Here is a 24,950-nt window from a genome sequence, read left to right on the forward strand (position 1 = left end):
TCTTAACAAGTAACCAAATGGCTGTAATAGCCATTCTTTTTCAGCAGTTCTTCATGGCTCCCTTCTTCTTTCAGACGACCTTGGTCCATGAGGAAGACTTTTTCAGACCGTTCTGCAATCGTTAACCGATGGGCGATAAAGATAATCGTTTTGTCTAAGGCCATCAAGCGGTCCACAATTTTCTTCTCCGTCAAGATATCCAGGCTGCTGGTCGCTTCATCCAAAATCAAAATCGGAGCGTCCGTTAATAAGGCACGCGCCAAGGCAATCCGTTGCCGTTGACCACCAGAGATTCCCATGCCATCCGTAGTCAATTCCGTTTGGTAATTGAGAGGCATACGCTCAATGTCTTCTCGAATTCCTGCGATTTCAACAGCGCGCAAGATATCTTCCTGACTAGTTCCTTCCCGCGCTCCCAGTAACAAGTTCTCTAAAATCGTACCATTAAAGACATAGGGCTGCTGGGGTAAATAATTGATTTGCTGGCGAAGCAAGGTCTTATCCACTTGCTGGATATCCGTTCCTCCCAGACGAATCGTCCCTTTATTGGGTTGGTAGAAATTCACCATCATCTTAGCTAGCGTGGTTTTTCCAGAACCTGAAATACCAACAAAACTTACCTTGCTCCCTTTTTTGATCGTGAGACTGATATCGGTAAGAACGTTAGCTCCAAAACCGTACTTGTAGTCCACTCCCTCAAAAACCAGATCACCATCGAGAGCCTCACGATCTTGAAGAGGCTTCTTCTCTGCGAACTCAGAGTCTATCAAATAGACTTCATTCAGACGGGTATTGGCCACTCGGGCTGCTTGAAGTTTGGTTTGGAGGTTGATCAAGTTCTCTAAAGGGCCTGTGAAATAAACAAGGAGAGTGTTGTAGGTGATCAACTGCCCCAAGCTCAATTCTTGCTTCATGACCAAATGAGCTCCCAACCACAAGACCAAGACATTCAAAATCAACTGGGCCAAGTGCTTGAGCCCCTTTTGTAGACTCTCCGCCTTGCTCATGGCAAAGGACTTCTTGAGATAGTCCACAAATTCTGAGTCAATCTTTTGATAGCGGCTCCGCTCACTGGTAAGAGACTTGATGGTTTCGATCCCATTGATATCTTCGATGATGGAAGAAGACAAAACACTATTAGCTTCCATGGTTTCATTATTTAAGCGCTCAAAAGGCTTCATAAAGGCAAAAATAATGACCGCATAAATCGGTAGCAAGAGAATAGTCAAGAAAAAGAGGTGAGCATTTTGGCTAAACAGGACTACTGATAAAATCAAAACAATAGACAGATCCAAAAAGATTGAGAGCAGCGTACTAGCCAGAGCATCGATAATGCGGTTGGCATCTGTAAAACGTGACACCACTTCTCCTGTCCGTCGAGTCGCAAAGAAACTCATAGGCAACTGAAAAACATGCTTAATATAGGATAGAATGACATCAATAGACAAGCGTTGGCCTAAAACAAGAAGCAAGTAATCTTGCGCATAGGTCAGGACTTGCTGTAAGATGTAAACCACGATCAACCCTAGTGAAATCACACTCAGCGTCTGCTTCATCTGATCAGGCACATAGGTATCAATAATCGATTGTAGGTAGTAAGAACCCACAATATTGATGAGGGTCACCAATAACGTTGCAAGAACAATATGCAGAACCAATTGCCGCTGTTTAAACAAAAGAGGGACAAAATCTAAAAGCCCATTTTTCTTTTCTTTACTTGGTTGATAGGCTGGAGTCGGGGCCAAGGCAATGACAATCCCTGTCCATTCCTTTTCAAACTCCTCGATCGTCAATTTGGTCATCTTTACCTTTGGATCTGGATCGGCTATGTAAAGATGCTTTTTATCTTTCTTATAGACTACGTAATAATGAGGGAGACGCCCATCCTTGATCACGTGGACAATCAATGGATAGGTCACTCCTTCCAAGTCAAAAAGTGTGCGATCTGCTCGGAAGGCGCGTGTCTCAAATCCCAACTCCTCAGCCACCTTGACCAGACCTAAGGCGGTCGTTCCATCTGCAGTCGTTTTTGCCTTCTCCCGCAGACTGGCCAAAGAATAGTATGAGCCATAGTAGCCAAAGACCATGGCCAAAGCAGCAACACCGCAGTCTCTCATATCAACTTGTTGGCGATAATGTTTTTTCTTAAATCCCATAAGAACCCTTTCCAATCGTTTGTTTCATCTTAACAAAATGGACAATCTGAGAAGAAAAAATCGCTATTTTGTTTATTATTTTAGGTATTTGGTCACAAAAATCTCCAAATCAGGAGAGTTGTTATTTATTTTGTAAAAGAAAAACCGCCTATTTTTACAGGCGGACATTTCTTTCTATGAAGTAAACTTAGGGAGCAAATAACTGAACAAACCCAGAAATCGAGGATTGAAGACAAAACAAAAAGCCCACTGTTGTAGGCTTTCTGCAAGTTTTTTCTTAAAATTAAAGCATTTTGTTGTAGAATTCAACGACAAGTGCTTCGTTGATTTCTGGGTTGATTTCATCGCGTTCTGGCAAACGAGTCAATGAACCTTCCAATTTTTCAGCATCGAATGATACGAATGCTGGACGTCCAAGAGTTGCTTCAACAGCTTCAAGGATAGCTGGAACTTTAGCTGATTTCTCACGAACTGAGATCACTTGACCTGGAGTTACGCGGTATGAAGGGATATCAACGCGTTTTCCGTCAACAAGGATGTGACCGTGGTTAACGAATTGACGAGCTTGACGACGAGTAGTCGCAAGTCCAAGACGGTAAACAACGTTATCCAAACGACGTTCCAAAAGAAGCATGAAGTTAAAACCGACAGTTCCTTCTTTGATCTTAGTAGCTTGTACGAACAAGTTACGGAATTGTTTTTCACCAAGTCCGTAAGAGAAACGAAGTTTTTGTTTTTCAGCTAATTGCAAACCGTATTCTGACAATTTTGAACGGTTGTTTGGTCCGTGTTGACCTGGTACGTAGTTACGACGTGCCAATTCTTTACCTGTACCTGTAAGTGACAAGCCAAGACGGCGAGATTGTTTCCAAGATGGTCCTGTATAACGTGACATTTGAAATGTCCTCCTATAAAAATAATTTTTTGTAGGAAATAACGTTTTAGACAAACCTGATTCGTTCAGAAAGCCTTCGCCCAAACAGCAAAGGTTACTTTTCTAGCTGGCTTCCTGTTGACGAGCTTCATTTTGTCCTGCTGTCATTTCGCACAAATTCTATTATACCACTAATACCAGCCCTTGTAAAGTTGCTTTCTCATTTTTTTGGTTTCTTTCTATAAATGAAAAGCAAAATGAGGTTTTCTAGCTAGGGGCTTTCTAAATCCCATATTTTGACTTGGATATACATGTATCCACTTCCCTATCCTATCTGTTTACAGGAATCTTTACACCCTTATTTACAACCTGTCAATCATGATTGTTCTAATAACCTCCTAAGTCCCTCTATTTTAGTGATATGAAGAATATAGATGAGATTTCTCTTCAAAAGATCCCCCTGTCTAATATTGACAGATATGATTGTGAAATTGACATCTTTGTCAATAAATTTACACAACAAATCTTTATGATATGTTAAGGACATCAAAAAAACCATCTCCAAGAAGAGACGGTTGGAAGTTGTAGCTCACCCTAGCCAGATTAGTCTAAGTAATGAATCAGATTTTTCTCAGTCAAAATATCTGAGTAAGTATACGATTCAACATAGGTTGTTGCTGGTTCACCAGGTAAACTGTTTTCATTAGTGTATTCAATAATAAACAAAGAAGGATAGACTTCAATTAATCGACCAAACTTATTTTTTTGACGTTTACGACCATTTTCCAAGGTCATTTCCACAATTTGGCCTTCATGAGCCTTGATTTCTTCTTTGATTTTTTTCATTTTTGCTACATCTGTAAATGCATCACTCATCCATTATTCCTCTATTCTCTTTGATATGCTGGAGAACTTATTATATTCTTTCTGGAAGATTAACTCCACTGTTCCACGCGCTCCTGAACGGTTTTTTTCAATGATGACTTCAACCTTGTTATTCGGCAAGCCTTCTTCTTCCTCACCTGCACGTTCATAATAGTCATCACGGTATAGGAAGGCAACAATATCTGCATCCTGCTCGATGGATCCTGATTCACGGATATCAGATAGAACCGGCCGCTTATCTTGTCGTTGTTCGACTCCCCGAGATAGCTGACTAAGGGCAATCACAGGAACCTTCAATTCTTTCGCCAAAATTTTTAATTGACGAGAGATTTCTGAAACTTCCTGTTGCCGGTTTTCTCGTCCAGTCCCTGTAATCAACTGCAAGTAGTCGATAAGGATCAAGCCAAGATTACCAGTTTCTTGTGCTAACTTTCTAGAACGAGATCGAATTTCTGTAATCCGAATACCAGGAGTATCATCTATATAAATGCTGGCATTGGCTAGATTTCCTTGGGCAATGGCATATTTCCGCCACTCATCATCTGTCAACTGACCGGTACGAATAGAATGAGACTCAATCAAGCCCTCTGCTGCCAACATCCGGTCCACCAAACTTTCAGCCCCCATTTCCAGTGAGAAAATAGCAACTGTTTTATCCAACTTGGTTCCGATATTTTGGGCAATGTTTAGAGCGAAGGCAGTCTTACCAACCGCTGGACGAGCCGCAAGAATAATCAACTCTTCTTCATGAAGACCTGTTGTCATATGATCAAGATCTCGATAACCTGTTGCAATCCCCGTAATATCCGTTGTCTGCAATGAGCGAGTTTCAAGACTTCCAAAGTTGATATTTAGGATATCCTTGATATTCTTAAAACCACTTCGATTGGCATTTTCACTAACATCAATCAGGGCTTTTTCTGCGCCTGCAATAATCTCATCCGACGGACTCGCTCCATCGTATGCTTGATTAATGCTCTCCGTTAAACGAGCAATCAAGCGTCTTAGAACCGCTTTTTCGGAAACAATCTTTGCGTAATATTCCGCATTAGCTGAGGTCGGAACAGAGTTGATAACTTCAGCTAGATAAGAGAGACCACCGATATTTTGCAAGTCCCCTTGGCTATCTAAAATATTGCGAACGGTCGTCGCATCGATAGCATCTCCCTTATCTGCAAGGTCAATCATCGCCTTAAAAATTAACCGATGGGCATATTTAAAGAAATCTGCTGGCTCAATAAACTCACGAACAAAAACCAGTTTTCCCTCATCAATAAAGATGGCTCCTAAGACAGATTGCTCTGCTTGGATATCTTGAGGCTGGGTTCTTAATTCTTCTATCTCAGCCATAGTCATTCCTTTCTAACGATTTACTTAACCTTCGTTTACTCGAATTTGGATAATACCTGTAATATCCTGATAAATTTTAACAGGCACATCAATCAAGCCGACAGAGCGAATTGGAGAAGCCACTTGAATGTGACGCTTGTCGATTTTGATCCCAAATTGTTTTTGTAGTTCTTCTGCAATTTTTTTATTGGTAATCGAACCAAATGTACGTCCATCAGGACCAATTTTTTCTGTAAATTGGACAACGGTCGTTTCTTCTGCTAATTTCGCTTGAATATCTTTCGCTTCTGCAACTAGTTCCGCATGGGCTTTTTCTTCAGATTTTTGCTTACCGCGAAGTTCCCCAATCGCTTGGGCGTTAGCTTCTTTGGCTAAATTCTTTTTAATCAAAAAGTTTTGAGCATAACCTGTTGGGACTTCTTTAATTTCCCCTTTTTTTCCTTTTCCTTTTACATCTGCTAAAAAGATAACTTTCATTCTTCTTCCTCCTTATCCTTTTGGACCTCTTCTTGAATACAGTCAATCAACTGGGCACGAACCTGATCGATGGTTACATCTGCCAATTGAGAAGCCGCCGAATTAAAGTGGCCTCCGCCTCCCATTTGCTCCATAATTTTTTGAACGTTGACTTTGCTTCTGCTTCGAGCTGAAATGGAAATGCTTCCTTGTTCATTCAGAGCAATGACAAAGGTCGCCTCAATTTTAGACATGGCCAACATACTATCGGCTGCTTTACTAATGGTAACCGTTCCATAAGGAACATCTGCTGCTCCTGTTGCCACAATAATATGTGGGAATACCATTTGACCATTTAGGATCAACTCATTAACTTCGCGGTACTCATCGAAGTTAATAGCTGAAATTTCCTGAATGAGGACACTATCACTGCCTCGGCTTCGTAAATAACTAGCTACATCAAAGGTACGGCTCGTTACGCGAACAGAGAAATTCTTGGTATCCAACATAATTCCAGCCATCAAAACACTGGCTTGTATCTTATTCAAGCGGTTCTTCTTAGAATTCTGGAACTGAAGCAATTCCGTAACCAACTCACTGGCACTACTTGCGCCACTTTCAATATAAGTGATCATGGCATTTTCAGGGAAGTCTTCATCCCGTCTATGGTGATCAATGACAATGACTTGGTGAAACTTCTCATACAAATCATTTGAAAGCGTGAGAGCTGTCTTCGAATGGTCTACCATAATCAAAAGGGATTGATCGGTTACCATCCGTAGAGCATCTGAAACCGTTACGAGTTTAGTCGCTCCATCTGATTGAATTTTTCCAACCGCTCGTTCGATATCCTGAGCCATAGACGTATCATCATAAACTGCATAAGAGCGTTCGTTGATATTGTTTGCAAATAATTGCATCCCAATCGATGCCCCCAAAGCATCCATGTCTAATTTTTTGTGGCCAACAACAAATACCTGATCAACCGATTTAATTTTTTCGGAAATAGCTGTCATCATCGCACGAGTTCGTGTACGGGTGCGCTTGATAGCAGAGGCTGTCCCACCTCCAAAGAAAATAGGATCCTTACCTTCTTCTTTTTCTTTCACAACCGCTTGGTCGCCCCCTCGGACTTCAGCTAAGTTTAGATTCGATAAAGCAACTCTACCAATTTCATCATGATTGCCATCTCCGTATGAGAATCCCATACTTACCGTAATGGGTAATTCACGATTTTTCGCTTCCTCACGGAATTGGTCAATAATAGAAAATTTGGATTCGATTAATTGTTCGAGAACGGTATAGTCTGTAAAAAGATAAAAGCGATCCATCCCGACTCTTCGGTAAAACATATGGTATTTTTCCGAGAATTCTTCAACAAAGTTTGCAATAAAGCCATTGATGCTACTGATATCCGAATCAGACACAACATCTTCTAAATCATCATAGTTATCTACGGACATAATCCCGATGACCGGCCTAGTCGTTACAAGACCAACGTTGGCCTCATACTCACTAGACGCATCAAAAAAATAAACGACACTGGCCTGGGAATCTAGATAAACAGAATATTTCTTATCTCCAATGGTTGCATAATGGCCTTTCCCTTCAAAAGGGATCGCCAACACTTGTTGCAGGTATTCCACATCGAATTGCCCATCCTCAGTAGAGAAAATCAACTCCGCATAAGGATTGAACCACTCAACTTCATTGGTTTCACCGTTTACCTTGATTACACCAACTGGCATTTTATCCAGTAGCGAGGCCAATCCATTTTCAGCCTGATGATTGACATATTGAATTTGTTCTAGCTCATCCAATTCTACTTGCTTTAATTGATGAAGAAAGAGATAGATGACACCGGAAAGAATCAACAGAATCACGAATAAATTTGCAATTGTGCCACCCAATAATCTGGAACTGATGGCTAATATAATAAATGCTAACAAACCTACCATACAATAATGGATAGGCGTCATACGAAATTTTTTCATCATAAACCTCTGTTGGGCCATTATACCATAAAACATAAGAAAAAGCGAGGCCAGTCAAGCCTTTCCACCAAAGAAAAAGCTGACAGGGATCAAGGCCCGGTCGCTCATTTGTTAAACAGTGTAAAGTATATTTACACTGTTGTAAATATACAGTAAAACGAGAAAAGAAGTAGCTATTTGGCTACTTCTTCCACATATTTACATCATAATAAGTTAGGATTCTTTTTCTTGATTCTTAGAAATGCTTCGACTCTTGCCTTCAAGATACACCATCAAGATAGAAATATCAGCTGGGTTGACACCTGAAATCCGGCTAGCTTGACCAATCGTTTCTGGATTAATCAACTTGAATTTTTGACGAGCTTCTGTTGCGATGGAGTCAATATCGTCCCAGTCAATATTGGCAGGAATTCGTTTTTCTTCCATCCGCTTCATTTTTTCAACCTGATCTAAAGCTTTTGAGATATAACCCTCGTACTTAATTTCAGTTTCAATCAGCTCGATAATCTTATCATCTAGTTCTTCAGCTGCTGGTCCGATAAAGTTGACAACATCTTGATACGATACTTCTGGTCTTCTCAAGAATTCTTTGGCTGTGACAGCATCTGTCAATGGTTTAAAACCTAGCGCTGCAACCTTCTCGTTCGTTTCCTTTACAGGTTTTAACTTGATACTGTCAAGGCGCTTCATTTCATTTTCAAACTGATACTTCTTGGTTTCAAAACGTGCCCAACGTTCATCGTCAACCAAACCAACCTCGCGACCGATTTCTGTTAAGCGCATATCTGCATTATCATGACGAAGAATCAAACGATACTCAGCACGACTGGTTAACAGTCGATAGGGCTCAACTGTTCCTTTGGTTACCAAGTCATCGATCATGACCCCAATATAACCGTCACTCCGTTTCAAAATGAGTTCGGGTTTTCCTTGGATTTTCAGCGCAGCATTAATCCCTGCCACAATTCCTTGGCCAGCGGCCTCTTCATAGCCAGACGTTCCATTGGTTTGGCCTGCGGTAAAGAGACCTGAGATTTTCTTAGTTTCTAGTGTTGCTCGCAATTGATGTGGAAGGACCATATCATACTCAATCGCATAACCCGTTCTCATCATTTCAGCATTTTCCAATCCCTTAATAGAATGGACAAGATCTCTTTGCACATCCTCTGGTAAACTGGTTGACAAGCCTTGGACATAGACTTCTTCTGTATTGCGTCCTTCTGGTTCCAGGAATAGCTGGTGGCGTTCCTTATCCGCAAAGCGAACAATTTTATCTTCAATAGATGGACAATAGCGAGGTCCAACTCCCTTTACAACACCTGTAAACATTGGAGCCCGGTGTAAATTGCTGTTGATAATCTCGTGGCTGTGACTATTGGTATAGGTTAACCAACAAGGGATTTGATCCTTTAAATAATCCTCGTCACGCGAATTGTAAGAAAAGTGATTTGGATTCTCATCACCTGGTTGAATTTCCGTTTCTTCATAATTGATTGACGATGCCTTTACACGTGGTGGCGTACCTGTTTTGAACCGTCCAATTTCTAGTCCAAGATTTTTGAGATTGTCAGCTAAATTAATAGAAGCAAGGCTATGGTTAGGTCCTGATGAATACTTGAGATCCCCAATGATGATTTCTCCACGTAAAGCTGTTCCAGTCGTGACAATGACAGCCTTGGCCCCATATTCTTGGTGGGTCGCAGTTCGAACACCAATAACCTTCCCATCTTCTACCAAAATTTCATCAATCATGGTTTGGCGAAGGGTCAAGCTTTCTTGGTTCTCAACTGTCTTACGCATTTCCTTAGAATAGAGCTCTTTATCTGCTTGAGCACGAAGCGCACGAACAGCTGGTCCCTTTCCTGTATTCAACATCTTCATCTGAATATAGGATTTGTCAATATTCTTGGCCATCTCTCCACCGAGAGCATCTACCTCACGGACCACAATCCCTTTTGCAGAACCACCAATCGAAGGATTACATGGCAAAAACGCCAACATTTCGATATTGATGGTTGCAAGTAAAACTTTACAGCCCATTCGGCTCGCAGCAAGGGAGGCTTCTACACCTGCATGCCCTGCTCCGATTACAACAATATCGTATTCTTCTATAAAATTATAAGTCATTTTTTCTCCTATTCTTTAAGATGGATGTGTCGTAATTGTCCGTCCCAATCTGATAAAGCGGTTTTTAAAAATGCCGGTTTCAGATCAACAGTAGATAAGTCTTCTAAAGCAAGCCACCGGCAAGGTAATGGCTTCGCATCTTCTTGCATGGTTAACGGTGCATCTTCCAACAAGTCCACTATATAATGGAACTCGATATTATGATAGTGGACCCCAGTTTGTTCAAAGCGATTTTCAACAATGAAAGCTAACTGAACAGCTCTAGATGCGACCCCAAGTTCCTCTTTTATTTCTCGAACCACAGCATCTTCAGTAGCTTCATCCACTTGAATGGCACCTCCGATTGTATAAAAACTGTCCTCATCTTCTACGACTAACAAGCGATTGTCTTTTACAATCAAAGCAGTCGCTCTCACACCAAAAACCATCTGGTTTAACTTGGTCCGAAAATCCTGTTCTTGCATGTAACTTCCTTTCGAAACGACACAAAAATAGTCAAAACTCTGAGAAGTGCAGGACAAAAAAGCCTGCAACATCCATGAGCTTTGACCATCACTTCTATTGCTTTTATTATTGTAGCAAATTGAGAAAATTTGTCAATTTAAATTTCCTAAGATTGACGGATTGCTTCAAAAGCTCCTTTGTCAATCTCAACTGGATCAGAGAATGCATCTAAAACAATCCCTCTCACTGGAAACTTTCCTATACTTTCTGCAGTAAATAAACAATCCGTAAAAGGTATTTGCAGCCAAGAAAAACGATCGTAATAATCTTTAGGAATATCCTGTACAGTCAAGAAACAAGGATAAAAGAATTCGTCTCCCTTTCGCAGAACATCTGGTGTTAGGCGAGCACCTCCTTGTCCATCACTCTCATCCATTAAAGAAGTATTAAAGGGAACCCAAACTTTAGATCGCTTCAATTGCTTGAATAAGGCTTCAATCGACTCTGTCGTTTTCTCGCTCAAATACTGTTTCTTATAGTCAGAGAGAGGCATTTCACTCTCTTTTTTATCTGTTCTTTTCTTAAAGAACTGAAACATCCTCGTTCCTCCCAGAAAATCCTAAATATACTGACAAACTTTACCATCTCGATAAGCATTGTCAATTAGTCCACCACCGAGACACTCTTCACCATCGTAAAAGACAACAGCCTGACCTGGTGTAATGGCCCGTTGAGGTTCTGCAAAAATTACCTCTGCCTTGTCACCCTTGACATGCACAGTCACTTTGGAATCTGGCTGGCGATAACGGAACTTGGCTGTACACTCCAATGTAAACTCTTCTGGCATCTCTCGTGTAAAGTGAACTTGACTAGCTTGTAAACTTGTTGACATCAGTGCTTCATGATAGAATCCTTGACCGACATACAGAATATTTTGACTCAGATCTTTACCAACGACAAACCAAGGAGCATTGTCCCCACCTTGTTGGCCACCGATTCCAAGTCCACCCCGCTGACCGATTGTATAATACATCAAACCAGCATGTTCGCCCATATCCCGTCCATCTACGGTCATCATTCGGCCTGGTTGGGCAGGAAGGTAGTTCCCTAGAAACTCTTTGAAGTTCTTTTCTCCGATAAAGCATATCCCAGTGGAGTCTTTCTTTTTAGCTGTTGCCAATCCAGCCTCTTCTGCCAACCGGCGAACCTCAGGTTTTTCTAAATGTCCCAATGGGAACATGGTTTTTTGAAGCTGTTCTTGTGACAACTGGCTTAGGAAATAAGTTTGATCCTTCCCATTGTCAACACCGCGTAGCATATGGACAATGCCATCTTCATCACGCGCCACGCGTGCATAGTGACCTGTGGCTACATAATCGGCACCAAGTGTCATGGCATAATCTAAGAAGGCCTTAAATTTGATTTCCTTATTACACATGACATCCGGATTTGGTGTCCGGCCTGCACGATATTCTGCAAGGAAATATTCAAAGACACGATCCCAGTATTCTTTCTCAAAGTTGACAGAATAGTAAGGTATGCCAATTTGATCTGCAACCGCTGCTACATCTTTGTAATCTTCTGTAGCTGTACAGACGCCATTTTCGTCTGTGTCGTCCCAGTTTTTCATGAAGATGCCGATGACATCGTAACCCTGTTGTTTTAACAACAACGCCGTTACAGATGAATCGACACCGCCACTCATACCAACAACAACACGTGTTTTCGAGTTATCACTCATAGATTTCTCCCATCTTTTCGTTTCTCACGATTGAAGGTCGTGGTTTGCTTCAACGATTGAAGGTCGTTTTGAGCATTATCAATTGTAACACGCTTTATAGTAGAAAACAAGCATCTTGCCATTCTTCTTATTGGCTATTGTATCTATATGTTTACAAGTCTGTAAATCAAAAAAGAGTCCAATTGCTGAACTCTTTCATCTACTTTAATACCAGCCATTGGCCAACCAGAAGTTTTTAGCCGCCGACCATGATCCATATCGGTTGACAACATATTGATTGGCTACTTTTTCCTGGTTTTCTGGTGACAAGTCGCCGTTTAAATAAGAAAGGGATAACTGGTAACGACCATAGTATTGGCCATTTTGTGCTTTGTAACTGCCACTTGATTCCTTCTGGGCAATCCATTCTTTAGCCGCTGCATCTTCGGCACTCAAGCCATCTGAGGCAGATACCGTAGTTGTTGCTTTACTAGTGGTAGCTTGCTCTGTAGTATTAGTTGTTGCCTTGTCATCTTCAATCTCTAGAACTTGACCAACTGTAATGAGGTTGACATTGCTAATCTTATTTTTCTGAGCAATCGCATCAACCGTTGTATTCTTCTCTCTAGCAATAGCTGATAAGGTATCACCTGACTTTACAGTGTAAGATTCTGCACTGGCAAGGACGGGAATAAACATTCCTGATAATAAGCTCAGTCCGATTACACGTTTTACAAAGATTTTTTTATTCATGGTTTTACACTCCTTTTCTGTATGTTCTTTATCTTACAGAAGAAATGTTTCAGAAACTTTATGAAATCACGTCAAATGTTTCAACAATATGTTAGCAAGAATAAAAAACACCTCAAATGAACTAGTTTTAAGTATCTTTTAAGGTTAAAACAAAATTTCCCTCTTAAATAGAAGAAAACATGCCCTAGATTTGTTATAATGAAAGAAAAGAAACCCTAAGGAGCTGACTGATGAATTCGCTTAAATTCCAATCCGTATTTGATATTATTGGACCGGTTATGATTGGACCTTCTAGTAGCCACACTGCTGGAGCTGTTCGTATTGGAAAAATTGTCTCTTCTATTTTTGGAGAGGATCCTACAGAAGTTGAATTTCAGTTGTTTAATTCCTTTGCCAAAACCTATCGCGGTCACGGGACAGACTTGGCCCTTGTTGCTGGTATTTTGGGTATGGACACAGATGATCCAAGAATCCCCAATAGTCTTGAAATTGCTCATGAAAGAGGAATTCGAATCGTCTGGTCTATTCAAAAGGAGAGCAATGCACCTCATCCAAATACGACGACCATCACGGTGAAAAATGAGCACAAAACCATCTCCGTCACAGGAATTTCCATTGGTGGGGGAAACATACAAGTTACCGAGTTAAATGGCTTTGCAATTTCTCTAAACATGAACACCCCAACAATTATTATCGTTCACCAAGACGTTCCTGGGATGATTGCCCATGTGACAGAAGCCCTTTCCCGCTATGATATCAATATCGCCCAAATGAACGTAACCCGCGAAAAAGCCGGTGAAAAGGCTATTATGATTATTGAAGTGGATTCTCGTAATTGTGATGAAGCTATTGAGTTAATCCGTCAAATTCCCCATTTACACAATGTGAATTTCTTTCAATAAGGAGACCCCATGTTTTATTCCATTACCGAATTAGTTGAGCAAGCGACCCTCCACTATGAAGGAAATGTCGCAGAATTAATGATTGCAACTGAGTTTGAACTAACTGGTCGCGAGCGCGAAGAAGTTCTGACTCTTATGACACGAAACCTTGAGGTCATGAAAGAATCCGTTCATCTTGGACTCAATGACCAACTTTCTAGAAGTGGCTTGACCGGAGGAGATGCTGCAAAATTGGATCGCTATATTCGATCTGGAAAAGCCCTCTCCGACTATACTGTCCTAACCGCAGCCAAAAATGCTATCGCTGTCAACGAACACAATGCAAAAATGGGCTTAGTCTGTGCTACTCCCACTGCTGGATCAGCCGGTTGCTTACCTGCTGTTCTTACTTCAGCTATCGAGAAACTCCATTTAGATGAGCACCAACAATTGGAGTTCTTATTAGCAGCAGGAGCCTTTGGCCTGGTTATTGCCAACAATGCATCGATTTCAGGAGCCGAGGGAGGCTGTCAAGCCGAAGTGGGTTCCGCGGCAGCCATGAGTGCAGCTGCCTTGACGTTGGCTGCTGGGGGAAGTCCTTACCAAGCTAGCCAAGCCATTTGTTTCGTCATCAAAAATATGCTAGGCTTAATTTGTGATCCCGTTGCAGGACTGGTAGAGGTTCCTTGTGTCAAACGAAATGCTATGGGTGCAAGCTATGCCTATATTGCAGCGGATATGGCTCTAGCAGGAATTGAATCCAAAATCCCTGTCGATGAGGTCATTGACGCCATGTATCAAGTTGGATCTAGCCTACCAACTGCCTTTAGAGAAACGGCTGAAGGTGGTCTAGCAACAACTCCAACTGGGAAACGCCTACAGCAAGAAATATTTGGAGACTAACCTATGAAGTACATATTTTTCGACTTGGATGGGACTTTAGTCGATAGTTCCGAAGGAATTGAAACCACCTTTCTACACACTTTTAAGATGCTGGGAGTTCCTGCACCTGATAAAGAAACTATTCGAACCTTTATGGGTCCTCCACTCGAGGTTACGTTTACTAAACATGTCCCAAAAGAACTGGTCGCAAAAGCTGTAGAAATCTATCGTACCTATTACAAAGAAACTGGCCAACAACAAACCTATCTCTACCCAGGTATCAAAGAACTCCTTCAACAATTGAAGGAATTGGGTTATCACTTATTCATCACCACCTCTAAGAATCAGGAAGTGAGTCTCGAAATAGCCCATTCACTAGGAATTAGTGATTGCTTTGAAGGGATTTATGGTTCTATCCCAGGATCTATGCACAAAGCTGATATCATTCAGCGTGTACTGGTGGACCATCAGATTCCAAAAGAGGAAGCTTGCATCGTTGGGGATACTAAATTTGATATCATTGGGGGAAAAACCATTGGTATTCACACAATTGCAGTCAGTTGGGGATTTGCACCTCTAGAGCAATTAAAAGAGGAAACTCCCGATACCATCGTAGATTCCCCCCTAGCTTTACTCACTCATTTAAGTTAATAAAAGAGGTTTACAAATTTGTAAACCTCTTTTATGTATAAAATCACGTTTGGGTAAGAGCATCCATGGTTCACTAAGGTTGACTAACAAAGTCATTTTCTTTACAGCTCTTTCCAATACTTGTCAAGATAAGAAACAAAATAAAAAGAGGGTTTAACCTCTTTTTTAGTATCCCCAAGCTGAAAGCCCTTGGTTTGAATAGGCATTATAAGCTGCTTGGATTTGATCATCAACTGTAGCAGTTGAACCCCAACCTGGCATTGTTTGGAAAAGACCACTAGCTCCAGATGGATTTGCTGCGTTCACTTGACCATTTGATTCACGTGCAATAATGGCTTCCCAAGTTGATGCAGGAACTCCTGTCATTTCAGCCATACGAGCCGCTGCATAGGATCCAACTTCTCCAGCAGTATTCCCATTTGCAAGTACAATACCATTTCCAGAATTCGTAACAACAGGTGCTGCATTATAAGTGGCAGTAGTTGTTGTTTCTGCCACTACTTGATTTGTAGAAGCTTCGGCTGCTGGTTCTTGACTTACTGTGGCAGTATTTACTTTGTTGATCAATGATTTTGAACGTTCACCCAACTCAATAATTTGACCTGCATGGATCAAATCTTGGTTGCTGATTTGATTCAATTCAACAAGCTTTTCGATAGTAGTGTTATTCTTAATCGCAATTTCTGATAGAGTATCACCATATTTTACTTCATATGTTTCAGCATTCACTACCACACCAGAAACAAAAAGTGAAAGAGCTGAGATAATAGAAGTTAATGTCCATTGGACTTTTTTTGTGTTCATCAATACATTCTCCTTTCGAACATAATACTATCTTACACATTAAATGTTACAGTTAGTTATAATTTATGTTACAAAGGTTACAAAATCATGTATTTTTCATGCAAAAAACGCTATAAATAGCGTTTTTCTTCATTTTTTTAGAAAAAATCCCCTATATGTAGTGGTGGTATTCTAATATTTCAACCAAAAAATGATAGCACCAACTGCCGCTATAGACAGAATAGCTACACTATCTAAAACTTGCCATTTTAACTGCCTATATCGGCTTCTTCCCTCTCCACTTTTATAACCTCTTGCCTCCATGGCAATTGCAAGAGCATCTGCACGTTTAAAACTTGATGCAAACAAGGGAATTAAAATCGGTATAAATGAGCGAATCTTCTGAAGGAGATTCCCTTCTCCAAAATCAACCCCTCGGGCTCTCTGTGCATTCATAATGCGAATCGTATCATCCATTAGAGTGGGAACGAAACGAAGGCTCATAGACAACATGAGTCCAATTTCATGAGCAGGAACTTTGATGATTTTAAATGGAGTTAACAACTTTTCTACGGCATCTGCTAAGCTTAAGGGCGTTGTTGTCAGTGTTAAAATCGTTGAAAATACAACAATGAGAATAAAACGACAAAAGATCACACCCGCTTGAGCAAGTCCTTTATCCGTTACAGTCAAAAAATAAAATTGAAATAAGGTCTTACCGCCAGTCGTCGCAAACAACTGAAAGAGTGTGGTGAAAGCAATGATAAAGACCATCGATTTCAGGCCATTAATAAAAAAACGGAAGGGGATCTTGGCACTCAAAATCAACGCAAAGGCCAATAAAAACAACAGGGCATTCGTCAACACATTATTGGCCCAAAACAAAATAACAATTAACAAGAAAAGTCCTAGTAACTTTGCCCTTGGATCCATACGATGGAGAATGGAATTACCTGGTACATATCGTCCTAAAATCATACTATTCATGTCCAATTAACTCCTTAAACTCTTGTAAAGTGATTGGTAAAGTTGGCAAAGATAGTCCTTTTTGACGTAAGCGCCAAGCAAATTTCGTCACTTTCGGTACACCTAATTGTATGTTTTCTAATCCTTCTACATCCTGAAATACATCCCTTGGATGCCCAGACCTCACAATTCGTCCTTTTTCCAAAACATAAACAAGATTTGCGTATTCTGCCACATCTTCCATAGAATGACTAACAAGAACGATGGTCATCCCAGCTTGATGAAGTGACGCAAATAGCTTCATTAATTCCCGTCTACCTGACGGATCCAAACCAGCTGTCGGCTCGTCCAAGACCAAAATTTCAGGTTCCATCGCTAAAATGCCTGCAATAGCGACCCGTCTCATTTGCCCTCCAGACAATTCAAAGGGACTCCGTTCAAACAACTCTTCAGAAAGACCGACTAAGCGTAATTTTTCCTTAGCAATGCTCTCAGCTGACTCTTGGTCTACTCCAAAATTTTGAGGCCCAAATGCGACATCTTTTACAACAGTCTCAGCAAAGAGTTGACTTTCTGGAAATTGAAAGACGAGACCCACTTTTTTTCGAAGATTCTTTAGCTCTTTTTGAGAAGACTCAGAACTAATGCGCATATCATTCATTTGCACTTCCCCTCGACTGGGCAAAAGCAAACCATTTAATAATTGAAGGATGGTTGATTTTCCACTTCCAGTATGCCCAATTAGAGCTGTATAAGAACCGCTTGGGATTTCTATATTTACATCAAAAAGAGCCGCTCCTTCAAAAGGAGTACCTTCTTGATAGGTGTAACTAAGCTGTTTTAAAGCAATTCCCATAATAGTTTCTCTAGCTCTCCTTCAGTCTGATAGGTTTCTCCAACTGGAAAACCTTTTTGATGTAACATGCTCCGCAATCGATTGGCGAAAGGTTCTTCTAGTCCTATTTCATCCAGATCATCTCGAGAAAAGAGTTCTCTTGGAGTCAGATCCAAGGTCGCTTTTCCTTTTTCAAAAAGAATAACCCGATCACTTAGGGAAACTTCCTCTAAATCATGGGTAATAGAAATAACGGTTAACCCATATCGTTCTTTGACTTCTCGAACTGTCCGAATTAGTTCTAGACGCCCTTCAGGATCCAACATACTGGTTGCTTCATCTAAAATGATGATTTTAGGTCGTAAAGCGATAATCCCGGCAATGGCCACTCGTTGCTTTTGTCCACCGGATAACCTAGCGGGTTCTCGATCTTTGAACTCATCCATGCGGACCATCTTCAAAGCTTCGTCTACTCGTTGCACCATTTCATCTCTTGGAATTCCTTGGTTCTCCAACCCAAACGCCACATCATCTTCAACTGTAGCCCCAACAAACTGGTTATCTGGATTCTGGAAAACCATCCCAATCTCACTACGTTTATCCCAAACATTTTCAGGAGTTAACAAATCTCCGGAAATATAGATTTGACCAGATTCCGGTTCCAACAAGCCATCAATCAAGCGGACCACTGTTGATTTACCACTTCCGTTATGTCCAATAATGGATAACCATTCACCATGTTTCACGTGAAACGAAATATCATTTAACTGATGGTTCTCATCTGTTTTTTGGTATTTAAATGTAAGATTTCGAACTTCTATAATATTATTCATTTATCTAAAGGTATCTTTAAAGAGGTAGGCACTGCCTTTAAAGTATTCGTATCCAGAGTAGACTGTAAAGATTAGCGCAACATAAAGCGTAATTTGACCCAATAAGTCCCAATGGAAGAGAAGGAAAATAATGGCAAACATTTGTGAGAAGGTTTTAATTTTTCCAGGCATAGCTGCTGGCAAAACAACTCCTCCTGTTTCAACCAATAACAGACGGAGGCCAGTTACGGCTAATTCACGGCAAATTATAACTGCAGTAATCCAAGCCGGAACCATCTTTAATTCAATCATCATGATAAAGGCAGACATGACAAGAAGCTTGTCAGCCATAGGATCAGCAAATTTTCCAAAGTTACTAACAACTTTCCATTTACGAGCTAAATAACCGTCCAAATAATCGGTGATACTAGCAACAGCAAAGACAATAGCTGCTGCTACATGCCAACCATAACCTTTACCAAATATTAGCATCAAAATAAAAATAGGAATAAACACAATTCGAATCAGTGTTAAGGCATTTGGGATATTTTCTTTTTTCATTCTAGTCTCCTTACTAGTTTACATGATCATTTACATCTAATTGACAAAATAAACGTCGATTTAATTCGACAAAAACATCATTCCACTATTATCCCGCTATTTAGGGAAAATGATAAAGTCCGTCATATCACAAGCGTTGACAAAATCTCGCCCAACCTTTACAACATCTTGTAAAGAAATACTCTGTAAAATTTTTGGAAGATCAAATAGATTTTCACCTGTCTCAATTGGATTAAATTGAGTCGCTATATAATCCAAGGAATTCAAACCGTGTAGAAAATCTCCAAACATTTCACTTTTAATCGTATCCAAATGCTCTTGAGTCACATCAGGATCTTTCTCAAAATTCTTAATGGCCGTTCTGAACTGATGGGATATACTAACAGGTTCCGAGGTGTCCATCGTTAACATCACAAAGTGAAACGAAGACTCTACTTCAATTTCTAGTGTCAAGGAGTTGTCAAGTTTACCAACTTCATAAAGCGACTGAAATCGTTTGGATGTCCACCCAAACATCATTGCAAATAATAATTTAAGGATAATCTTATAGCGATACTGGTAAAGAGGAGGAATCTGATTTCTTCCACGAATTCCAATTGCTAGTTTCGGTGAAGCAACTTCCATCCGACTGGTCTCATTTTGGACAACTGGATTCAAGTCCACGGGTGAAATATGAGGAAGAGGACTTGAAGAGGTCTTCATCTCAAATTCAGAAACAAGATTAACCAGACTGTCAAGATCAAAGTTTCCGACAACCACTAGCTGCATATTGGATGGTTGGTAGAAATAATCGAAATTATCCTGTAAACTTTTTTCATCAATTTGAGAGAGAGAAGATACAGTACCTGCAATATCTTGGGCCAAGGGTGTATCTGGATAAAGATTTGCCAACGCCCTAAAGAATAATTGGTAGTCAGGACTATCTTGGTACATTTCGATCTCTTGTTGAATAATCAATTGTTCCTTCTTTAGAGAATCCTTTGAGAGATGAAGAGATTGTGTCATCTCCAGTAACAATCTCAGATTTTCATTGACATTCGAGGTGGTCGAAAAGAGATAGCTAGTTTGTGTAAAGCTAGTAAAGGCATTACTTTCAGCTCCCAGCTTTACAAAATGCTGTAAATAATCTTGACCGTCTTGATCTTCAAATAATTTATGTTCAAGAAAATGTGCAATCCCTGCTGGAAATTCTTTTATTCCCTCTACTCCTTCTACTGTAAATCTTGTGTCAACAGAACCGAATTTAGTAGAAATGATTGCATAGCTTTCATTAAAATCCGCTTTTGGAATTAAATATAACTTCAATCCATTTTGGAGACTTGTCTGATAAACACATTCTCCAACAGCTGGATAATCTATTTTCTCCAAATCTTTCTTTATCATTCTCTTCCTTCCATAAAATAGACCGCTTGTAATTTGAGTGATTTGGCAACAGCCATAATTTCTTCTTTCGTCACCAGTTGAATAGCTTGGATCCAATCATCAATTGACAAGAACTGTTTTCCTAAAATAGAGTGTAAATAAGCTCTTTCAATCAAGGTGCCAGGTCGATCCTGCGTTAATTTTGCAGCATTTATAATCATTTCTTTTGTCAAGCGCAGCTCTTCACTTGTAAACTTCCCTCTCTTCAAGTCACTCACTTGACGGCTCATCAGGGTCATGGTCCGGGTTCTATTTTTTCGATCAATCCCTGCATAGATCCGCATAAAATGAGAAAAAATATCAAAATGGCTAGAGATGGTATAAGCCAACCCTTCTTTTTCTCGAATGACTGTAAACAATTTTGAATGAGAGAAAGCCCCCAGTAAACCATTTAAAACAATCAAAGCAAAATGCTCTTTCTCTCCATACTGAACAGGAAAATGATAACCTAACTCTAAAATAGATTGATGAGTATCTCTTTGCTCGAGTCCTTCTCTGACAACATTTGAAAAAGATTGGGCATAAAAAAGATTGACATAAGATTTACGAGGTTGTAAACCAAATTCACTAATCTTTTCAATGACCGCTAGTTCATTGAAATCACCCATAAAGAAAAAGTCAATCAGATTTGTTTGAAGCATTTCTTGAAATGCTTGATAAGCTGACCCTTCATCCTCATTCTGAATCTGCTGGACACTTCCATACTTACTTAGTTTCATATCAGCTTGATCATAAAACAACCGATTCAATTGTTGGTGGGCATAATAATAATGATTTTCAATTTCTGCTTCTAGCTCTGTAATGAGATTTTTTTTCTCTACTGAAAAAGTTTCTGAATGAAAAGAGCCATCTTCTGCAAGAGGAGCATTCAGAGATACCTTTAATAAATCCAACATCTGATCTGTCAAGACATTTTTCTTGCTCAAAAAAGCATCACGGACATAAGATAAATTAATATCAATGTAGTGCATTTGACCGCGTTTTGAAACAGAAGTAGAAAAATTTGCTCCATACAAGTTCGCCAACTGCTCTCTAAATTGCTGTGAAGTTGGGTAAAGTTGATTGGCTGTTTCGATCATGCGTGAGGCTAGAACTCGTCCTGCTATTGTTTCTTCAGAAAGAGGGGCCGAGAACCGCACTTTTATCTCATTGGTCTTAAATTTTTCTGATTTCATAAAATGGATTCGAACACCAGTAACTAATTCCATCGTCATCCTCGTTCTAACAAATATTACTCTTCATTATATCATGAAATCCCAGTAAAATCTTTCCCAGACAGATTAAAAAACGTTTACACTGACTCGCCCTATTTTAGGTTTTTCATCCTTTTGTGGTATAATAACTATCATTGAGGTGAACTATGAACTATAAACTTTTTGATGAATTTATCACACTACAAGCCCTATTTAAAGAACTGGGAATCATTCAAAGCGGTGGAGCTATCAAAGCCTTTTTACACGAAAATCAAGTAGAGGTCAATGGAGAAGTGGAAACCAGAAGAGGACGTAAGTTACGAGTCGGAGATACAATCGAAGTAATTGGTGAGAAGGAAGTCATAACACTGACAGAACCTAGTCCAGAAGAGATTGAAGACTATCAAGCGGACAAGCTGGAAAAAGAACGCGTTGCTCAATTAGTGAAGAAATTAAACAAAGAACAAAAACAAAAAAAAGATTCTAAACCTAAAAAAGAAGAGAATAAGCGGAAGCCTGTTCGTTTCCCAGGAACATAATATGTGGCTTAAATCCATACACATTCAGAAATTTCGAAATTATAAAGAAGTAGATCTTCAATTCCACTCTGGTTTGAATATTTTCTTAGGCCAAAATGCTCAAGGAAAAACCAATCTCCTCGAATCCATCTACTTTTTAGCCTTGACCCGCAGCCATCGGACCCGTTCCGATAAAGATCTAATTCATTTTCAAGAGGAACAATTTACTGTTTCAGGGGTCCTAGAAAAAAAGACCGGCTCAATCCCTTTAGAAATTTCCTTATCCTCAAAAGGACGAGTCACTAAAGTAAACCACTTAAAACAAAGCAAGTTATCAACCTATATCGGTAACATGAATGTGGTTCTCTTTGCTCCAGAGGATTTACAACTTGTTAAAGGCTCACCCGCTCTTCGCCGCAAGTTTATTGATATTGATTTAGGCCAGATGAAACCTGTCTATCTATCGGATTTAACAGCTTACCATCATGTTTTAAAGCAGCGAAACAGTTACTTAAAAACAGCCAACACAGTAGACCCAACCTTTTTAGATGTTTTGGATGAGCAATTAGCAGATTATGGTAGCCGAGTCTGCATCCATCGGAAAGATTTTCTTAAAAAATTAGAAGACTTTGGGCAAGAGAAACATTTTGAAATTTCCAATCAAACTGAAAAACTATCTATTCGGTATGATTCCTCCATTCCTTTTCAAGATGAGGAGACACTTCGCCAAACCTTTATCACCTTGCTTCGAGAAAATCGGACAAAAGATCTCATCAAAAAAACAACCAGTGTTGGTCCTCACCGAGATGACATTAGCTTTTACATCAATGATATGAATGCGACTTTTGGTAGCCAAGGGCAGCACCGCAGTGTTGTTCTTTCCTTAAAATTGGCAGAGATTTCATTAATTGAATCACTGACGAATGAAAAGCCGATTTTACTCTTAGACGATGTTATGAGTGAACTTGACAACAATCGTCAACTACATTTACTAGAAGTTATCTCTCGTGACATCCAAACATTTATCACAACTACTACCTTAGATCACCTAAAAGACTTGCCTGAAGACTTAAAAATCTTTAATATTCACTCAGGTCACGTTGACGAATAATTAACGAGGTTGTCAATTTTGATTGACAACTTTTTGACATAATAAAAGTGTGAAATCTTATGATTTCACACTTTTATTTTTTTATTGAACAGAGTAGTTTGGTGCTTCATTGGTAATTTGGACATCGTGTGGGTGGCTTTCTTTCAACCCTGCCCCAGACATTTCAACAAATTGTGCATTTTCATGCAATTCTTGAAGGTTGGCAGCTCCAACATAGCCCATACCAGAACGGATACCACCAATCATTTGGAAGACGATATCGGCTGCTGAACCCTTATAAGCAACCCGACCTTCGATTCCTTCTGGAACCAATTTGTTGGCTTCATTAACAGAACCTTGGAAGTAGCGGTCGCTTGAACCTTTCTTCATTGCTGCAATAGATCCCATACCACGATAAGTCTTGAACTTACGTCCTTGGAAGATTTCAGTTTCACCTGGTGCTTCATCTGTTCCTGCAAACATTGATCCAAGCATGACTGCGTGACCACCAGCTGCAAGGGCTTTTACAATATCTCCAGAATACTTGATCCCACCGTCAGCAATGATTGTTTTTCCATATTCACGCGCAACAGCAGCTGCATCATAAATCGCTGTAACTTGAGGAACTCCGACACCAGCAATCACACGAGTTGTACAGATTGAACCAGGCCCAATCCCTACCTTAACCACGTCAACACCTGCATCATAGAGAGCACGCGCTCCCTCAGCTGTAGCAATATTACCTGCAATCAAGGTGCGATCTGGGAAATGAGCGCGAATTTCAGCGATTTTACGAAGAACACCTGCAGAATGACCATGGGCTGTATCGATGACAATAGCATCCGCACCAGCTTCAAACAATGCTTCCGCACGCTCAAAAGTGTCAGATGTAACTCCGACAGCACCTGCTACTAAAAGACGACCAAATTCGTCTTTCGCTGCATTTGGAAACTCAATAACTTTTTCAATATCCTTAATGGTAATCAAACCTGACAAACGACCATTTTCATCCACCAATGGTAATTTTTCAATACGGTGTTCTTGGAGAATCCGTTCAGCGGTCTCTAAATCAGTACCGACTGGTGCAGTTACTAGATTTTCACTAGTCATATGATTTGAAATTGGTTGATCATAATCAGAAATAAAACGTAAATCACGGTTGGTCAAAATCCCAACTAGTTTACGATTTTCCAAGGTTTCAACCACAGGAACACCACTGATACGGTACCGTCCCATAAGTTCGTCTGCCTCAGCAATGGTATGTTCAGGTGTTAAGAAAAATGGGTCAATGATAACGCCGTTTTCAGAGCGTTTTACTTTACGAACTTCATCTGCTTGTTGGGCAATGGACATATTTTTGTGAATAACCCCAAGTCCTCCAGCACGGGCAATGGCAATAGCCATTTGGCTTTCAGTGACTGTATCCATCGCAGCTGTGATGATTGGGATATTCAACACAAGGTTATCCGCCAATTTTGTACGAAGATCTGCATCGTTTGGTAATACATGACTTTCAGCTGGAATGAGCAATACATCATCGAAGGTATAACCTTTTTTCAAAAATTTAGTGTCCCAATTTGACATTCCCATTTTCCTC

24 protein-coding genes are annotated in these 24,950 nt (G+C 40.1%); 5 read left to right on the forward strand and 19 right to left on the reverse strand.

Annotated elements, in window-relative coordinates:
• Positions 1-2: 2 nt before the first annotated feature.
• The 11 genes from comA to H8S88_RS08435 form a co-directional block, all read right to left on the reverse strand.
• Entirely contained in the window at positions 3-2,156 is a 2,154-nt protein-coding gene (comA, locus tag H8S88_RS08385; RefSeq protein ID WP_048789913.1) for a peptide cleavage/export ABC transporter ComA, read from the reverse strand.
• A gap of 283 nt (positions 2,157-2,439) precedes the next feature.
• A complete protein-coding gene (gene rpsD, locus H8S88_RS08390) occupies positions 2,440-3,051 on the reverse strand; it encodes a 30S ribosomal protein S4 (RefSeq protein ID WP_003009175.1) in 612 nt (203 codons plus the stop codon).
• Between the two features lie 582 nt (positions 3,052-3,633).
• Positions 3,634-3,906 carry a Veg family protein gene (locus H8S88_RS08395; protein WP_006595358.1) on the reverse strand — a complete coding sequence of 91 codons (273 nt, stop codon included), beginning with the start codon at positions 3,904-3,906 and terminating at the stop codon, positions 3,634-3,636.
• A 3-nt stretch (positions 3,907-3,909) separates the two neighbouring features.
• Positions 3,910-5,265, reverse strand: coding sequence for a replicative DNA helicase (gene dnaB, locus H8S88_RS08400; protein ID WP_223363388.1), 1,356 nt, complete (start codon positions 5,263-5,265; stop codon positions 3,910-3,912).
• 24 nt (positions 5,266-5,289) lie between these two features.
• Positions 5,290-5,742 (reverse strand): 50S ribosomal protein L9, encoded by a 453-nt coding sequence (gene rplI, locus H8S88_RS08405; RefSeq protein WP_048690977.1) that lies wholly within the window; start codon positions 5,740-5,742, stop codon positions 5,290-5,292.
• On the reverse strand, positions 5,739-7,718 hold the full coding sequence (locus tag H8S88_RS08410) for a DHH family phosphoesterase (RefSeq protein WP_431978931.1): 1,980 nt from the start codon (positions 7,716-7,718) through the stop codon (positions 5,739-5,741). Before H8S88_RS08410 ends, rplI begins: the two co-directional genes overlap by 4 nt.
• Before the next feature lie 210 nt (positions 7,719-7,928).
• Complete coding sequence (gene mnmG / locus H8S88_RS08415) at positions 7,929-9,842, reverse strand: tRNA uridine-5-carboxymethylaminomethyl(34) synthesis enzyme MnmG (RefSeq protein ID WP_223363386.1); 1,914 nt, start codon at positions 9,840-9,842, stop codon at positions 7,929-7,931.
• A gap of 8 nt (positions 9,843-9,850) precedes the next feature.
• Positions 9,851-10,306, reverse strand: coding sequence for an NUDIX hydrolase (locus tag H8S88_RS08420; protein ID WP_061564524.1), 456 nt, complete (start codon positions 10,304-10,306; stop codon positions 9,851-9,853).
• Between the two features lie 146 nt (positions 10,307-10,452).
• Positions 10,453-10,884: an SseB family protein gene (locus H8S88_RS08425; protein WP_061564525.1), complete on the reverse strand. Its 432-nt coding sequence runs from the start codon at positions 10,882-10,884 to the stop codon at positions 10,453-10,455.
• A 21-nt stretch (positions 10,885-10,905) separates the two neighbouring features.
• Entirely contained in the window at positions 10,906-12,027 is a 1,122-nt protein-coding gene (mnmA, locus tag H8S88_RS08430) for a tRNA 2-thiouridine(34) synthase MnmA (protein ID WP_048715081.1), read from the reverse strand.
• Positions 12,028-12,231: 204 nt separating this feature from the next.
• A complete protein-coding gene (locus H8S88_RS08435; protein WP_156677018.1) occupies positions 12,232-12,759 on the reverse strand; it encodes a LysM peptidoglycan-binding domain-containing protein in 528 nt (175 codons plus the stop codon).
• A gap of 230 nt (positions 12,760-12,989) precedes the next feature.
• Between H8S88_RS08435 and sdaAB the strand changes: the two genes are divergently transcribed.
• From sdaAB to H8S88_RS08450, 3 genes are read left to right on the forward strand one after another with little or no spacing between them, the layout of a single operon-like run.
• Positions 12,990-13,661, forward strand: a complete 672-nt coding sequence (gene sdaAB / locus H8S88_RS08440; RefSeq protein WP_023024775.1) for an L-serine ammonia-lyase, iron-sulfur-dependent subunit beta — start codon at positions 12,990-12,992, stop codon at positions 13,659-13,661.
• Positions 13,662-13,670: 9 nt separating this feature from the next.
• Positions 13,671-14,543, forward strand: a complete 873-nt coding sequence (sdaAA, locus tag H8S88_RS08445; protein ID WP_236128254.1) for an L-serine ammonia-lyase, iron-sulfur-dependent, subunit alpha — start codon at positions 13,671-13,673, stop codon at positions 14,541-14,543.
• 3 nt (positions 14,544-14,546) lie between these two features.
• Complete coding sequence (locus tag H8S88_RS08450) at positions 14,547-15,173, forward strand: HAD hydrolase-like protein (RefSeq protein ID WP_156677017.1); 627 nt, start codon at positions 14,547-14,549, stop codon at positions 15,171-15,173.
• Between the two features lie 165 nt (positions 15,174-15,338).
• Here H8S88_RS08450 and H8S88_RS08455 read toward each other — a convergent pair whose 3' ends face one another.
• The 7 genes from H8S88_RS08455 to yfmF all read right to left on the reverse strand — a co-directional run bounded on the left by H8S88_RS08455 (position 15,339) and on the right by yfmF (position 21,760).
• Positions 15,339-15,977: a LysM peptidoglycan-binding domain-containing protein gene (locus H8S88_RS08455; RefSeq protein ID WP_048789936.1), complete on the reverse strand. Its 639-nt coding sequence runs from the start codon at positions 15,975-15,977 to the stop codon at positions 15,339-15,341.
• A gap of 171 nt (positions 15,978-16,148) precedes the next feature.
• Positions 16,149-16,943, reverse strand: coding sequence for an energy-coupling factor transporter transmembrane component T family protein (locus H8S88_RS08460; protein ID WP_156677016.1), 795 nt, complete (start codon positions 16,941-16,943; stop codon positions 16,149-16,151).
• Positions 16,936-17,778 carry an energy-coupling factor ABC transporter ATP-binding protein gene (locus H8S88_RS08465; RefSeq protein WP_223363963.1) on the reverse strand — a complete coding sequence of 281 codons (843 nt, stop codon included), beginning with the start codon at positions 17,776-17,778 and terminating at the stop codon, positions 16,936-16,938. The genes H8S88_RS08460 and H8S88_RS08465 overlap by 8 nt, the downstream gene beginning before the upstream one ends.
• Positions 17,763-18,590 (reverse strand): energy-coupling factor ABC transporter ATP-binding protein, encoded by an 828-nt coding sequence (locus tag H8S88_RS08470; RefSeq protein WP_006595344.1) that lies wholly within the window; start codon positions 18,588-18,590, stop codon positions 17,763-17,765. The genes H8S88_RS08465 and H8S88_RS08470 overlap by 16 nt, the downstream gene beginning before the upstream one ends.
• Positions 18,591-19,130: a CDP-diacylglycerol--glycerol-3-phosphate 3-phosphatidyltransferase gene (gene pgsA, locus H8S88_RS08475; protein WP_006595343.1), complete on the reverse strand. Its 540-nt coding sequence runs from the start codon at positions 19,128-19,130 to the stop codon at positions 18,591-18,593.
• Positions 19,131-19,226: 96 nt separating this feature from the next.
• Positions 19,227-20,513 (reverse strand): EF-P 5-aminopentanol modification-associated protein YfmH, encoded by a 1,287-nt coding sequence (gene yfmH, locus H8S88_RS08480; RefSeq protein WP_236128259.1) that lies wholly within the window; start codon positions 20,511-20,513, stop codon positions 19,227-19,229.
• Complete coding sequence (gene yfmF / locus H8S88_RS08485) at positions 20,510-21,760, reverse strand: EF-P 5-aminopentanol modification-associated protein YfmF (protein ID WP_223363965.1); 1,251 nt, start codon at positions 21,758-21,760, stop codon at positions 20,510-20,512. Before yfmF ends, yfmH begins: the two co-directional genes overlap by 4 nt.
• 152 nt (positions 21,761-21,912) lie before the next feature.
• On the opposite strand from yfmF, the gene yaaA reads away from it, so the two are divergent.
• Together yaaA and recF are read left to right on the forward strand one after the other, a co-directional pair.
• The gene (yaaA, locus tag H8S88_RS08490) at positions 21,913-22,284 is read left to right on the forward strand and encodes a S4 domain-containing protein YaaA (RefSeq protein ID WP_048691002.1); all 372 of its coding nucleotides are present in this window, start codon (positions 21,913-21,915) and stop codon (positions 22,282-22,284) included.
• A gap of 1 nt (position 22,285) precedes the next feature.
• Positions 22,286-23,374, forward strand: a complete 1,089-nt coding sequence (recF, locus tag H8S88_RS08495) for a DNA replication/repair protein RecF (RefSeq protein WP_048691003.1) — start codon at positions 22,286-22,288, stop codon at positions 23,372-23,374.
• Positions 23,375-23,455: 81 nt separating this feature from the next.
• Here the strand turns inward: recF and guaB are convergent, their stop codons facing one another.
• On the reverse strand, positions 23,456-24,937 hold the full coding sequence (gene guaB / locus H8S88_RS08500; protein WP_048691005.1) for an IMP dehydrogenase: 1,482 nt from the start codon (positions 24,935-24,937) through the stop codon (positions 23,456-23,458).
• Positions 24,938-24,950 lie beyond the last annotated feature (13 nt).

This window comes from Streptococcus sp. GS001 (assembly GCF_021595565.1).
GTDB lineage: Bacteria > Bacillota > Bacilli > Lactobacillales > Streptococcaceae > Streptococcus > Streptococcus xiaochunlingii.

What these genes read in the sequence shown, in the direction of transcription:
- guaB (WP_048691005.1), bottom strand. Translation starts at nt 24,937, where the DNA reads ATGTCAAATTGGGACACTAAATTTTTGAAAAAAGGTTATACCTTCGAT.
- mnmA (WP_048715081.1), bottom strand. Translation starts at nt 12,027, where the DNA reads ATGAGTGATAACTCGAAAACACGTGTTGTTGTTGGTATGAGTGGCGGT.
- H8S88_RS08425 (WP_061564525.1), bottom strand. Translation starts at nt 10,884, where the DNA reads ATGTTTCAGTTCTTTAAGAAAAGAACAGATAAAAAAGAGAGTGAAATG.
- H8S88_RS08455 (WP_048789936.1), bottom strand. Translation starts at nt 15,977, where the DNA reads ATGAACACAAAAAAAGTCCAATGGACATTAACTTCTATTATCTCAGCT.
- H8S88_RS08460 (WP_156677016.1), bottom strand. Translation starts at nt 16,943, where the DNA reads ATGAATAGTATGATTTTAGGACGATATGTACCAGGTAATTCCATTCTC.
- pgsA (WP_006595343.1), bottom strand. Translation starts at nt 19,130, where the DNA reads ATGAAAAAAGAAAATATCCCAAATGCCTTAACACTGATTCGAATTGTG.
- H8S88_RS08435 (WP_156677018.1), bottom strand. Translation starts at nt 12,759, where the DNA reads ATGAATAAAAAAATCTTTGTAAAACGTGTAATCGGACTGAGCTTATTA.
- sdaAA (WP_236128254.1), top strand. Translation starts at nt 13,671, where the DNA reads ATGTTTTATTCCATTACCGAATTAGTTGAGCAAGCGACCCTCCACTAT.
- H8S88_RS08450 (WP_156677017.1), top strand. Translation starts at nt 14,547, where the DNA reads ATGAAGTACATATTTTTCGACTTGGATGGGACTTTAGTCGATAGTTCC.
- mnmG (WP_223363386.1), bottom strand. Translation starts at nt 9,842, where the DNA reads ATGACTTATAATTTTATAGAAGAATACGATATTGTTGTAATCGGAGCA.
- sdaAB (WP_023024775.1), top strand. Translation starts at nt 12,990, where the DNA reads ATGAATTCGCTTAAATTCCAATCCGTATTTGATATTATTGGACCGGTT.
- yfmF (WP_223363965.1), bottom strand. Translation starts at nt 21,760, where the DNA reads ATGGAATTAGTTACTGGTGTTCGAATCCATTTTATGAAATCAGAAAAA.
- H8S88_RS08470 (WP_006595344.1), bottom strand. Translation starts at nt 18,590, where the DNA reads ATGAATAATATTATAGAAGTTCGAAATCTTACATTTAAATACCAAAAA.
- comA (WP_048789913.1), bottom strand. Translation starts at nt 2,156, where the DNA reads ATGGGATTTAAGAAAAAACATTATCGCCAACAAGTTGATATGAGAGAC.
- rpsD (WP_003009175.1), bottom strand. Translation starts at nt 3,051, where the DNA reads ATGTCACGTTATACAGGACCATCTTGGAAACAATCTCGCCGTCTTGGC.
- yaaA (WP_048691002.1), top strand. Translation starts at nt 21,913, where the DNA reads ATGAACTATAAACTTTTTGATGAATTTATCACACTACAAGCCCTATTT.
- yfmH (WP_236128259.1), bottom strand. Translation starts at nt 20,513, where the DNA reads ATGATAAAGAAAGATTTGGAGAAAATAGATTATCCAGCTGTTGGAGAA.
- rplI (WP_048690977.1), bottom strand. Translation starts at nt 5,742, where the DNA reads ATGAAAGTTATCTTTTTAGCAGATGTAAAAGGAAAAGGAAAAAAAGGG.
- recF (WP_048691003.1), top strand. Translation starts at nt 22,286, where the DNA reads ATGTGGCTTAAATCCATACACATTCAGAAATTTCGAAATTATAAAGAA.
- H8S88_RS08410 (WP_431978931.1), bottom strand. Translation starts at nt 7,718, where the DNA reads ATGATGAAAAAATTTCGTATGACGCCTATCCATTATTGTATGGTAGGT.
- dnaB (WP_223363388.1), bottom strand. Translation starts at nt 5,265, where the DNA reads ATGGCTGAGATAGAAGAATTAAGAACCCAGCCTCAAGATATCCAAGCA.
- H8S88_RS08395 (WP_006595358.1), bottom strand. Translation starts at nt 3,906, where the DNA reads ATGAGTGATGCATTTACAGATGTAGCAAAAATGAAAAAAATCAAAGAA.
- H8S88_RS08420 (WP_061564524.1), bottom strand. Translation starts at nt 10,306, where the DNA reads ATGCAAGAACAGGATTTTCGGACCAAGTTAAACCAGATGGTTTTTGGT.
- H8S88_RS08465 (WP_223363963.1), bottom strand. Translation starts at nt 17,778, where the DNA reads ATGGGAATTGCTTTAAAACAGCTTAGTTACACCTATCAAGAAGGTACT.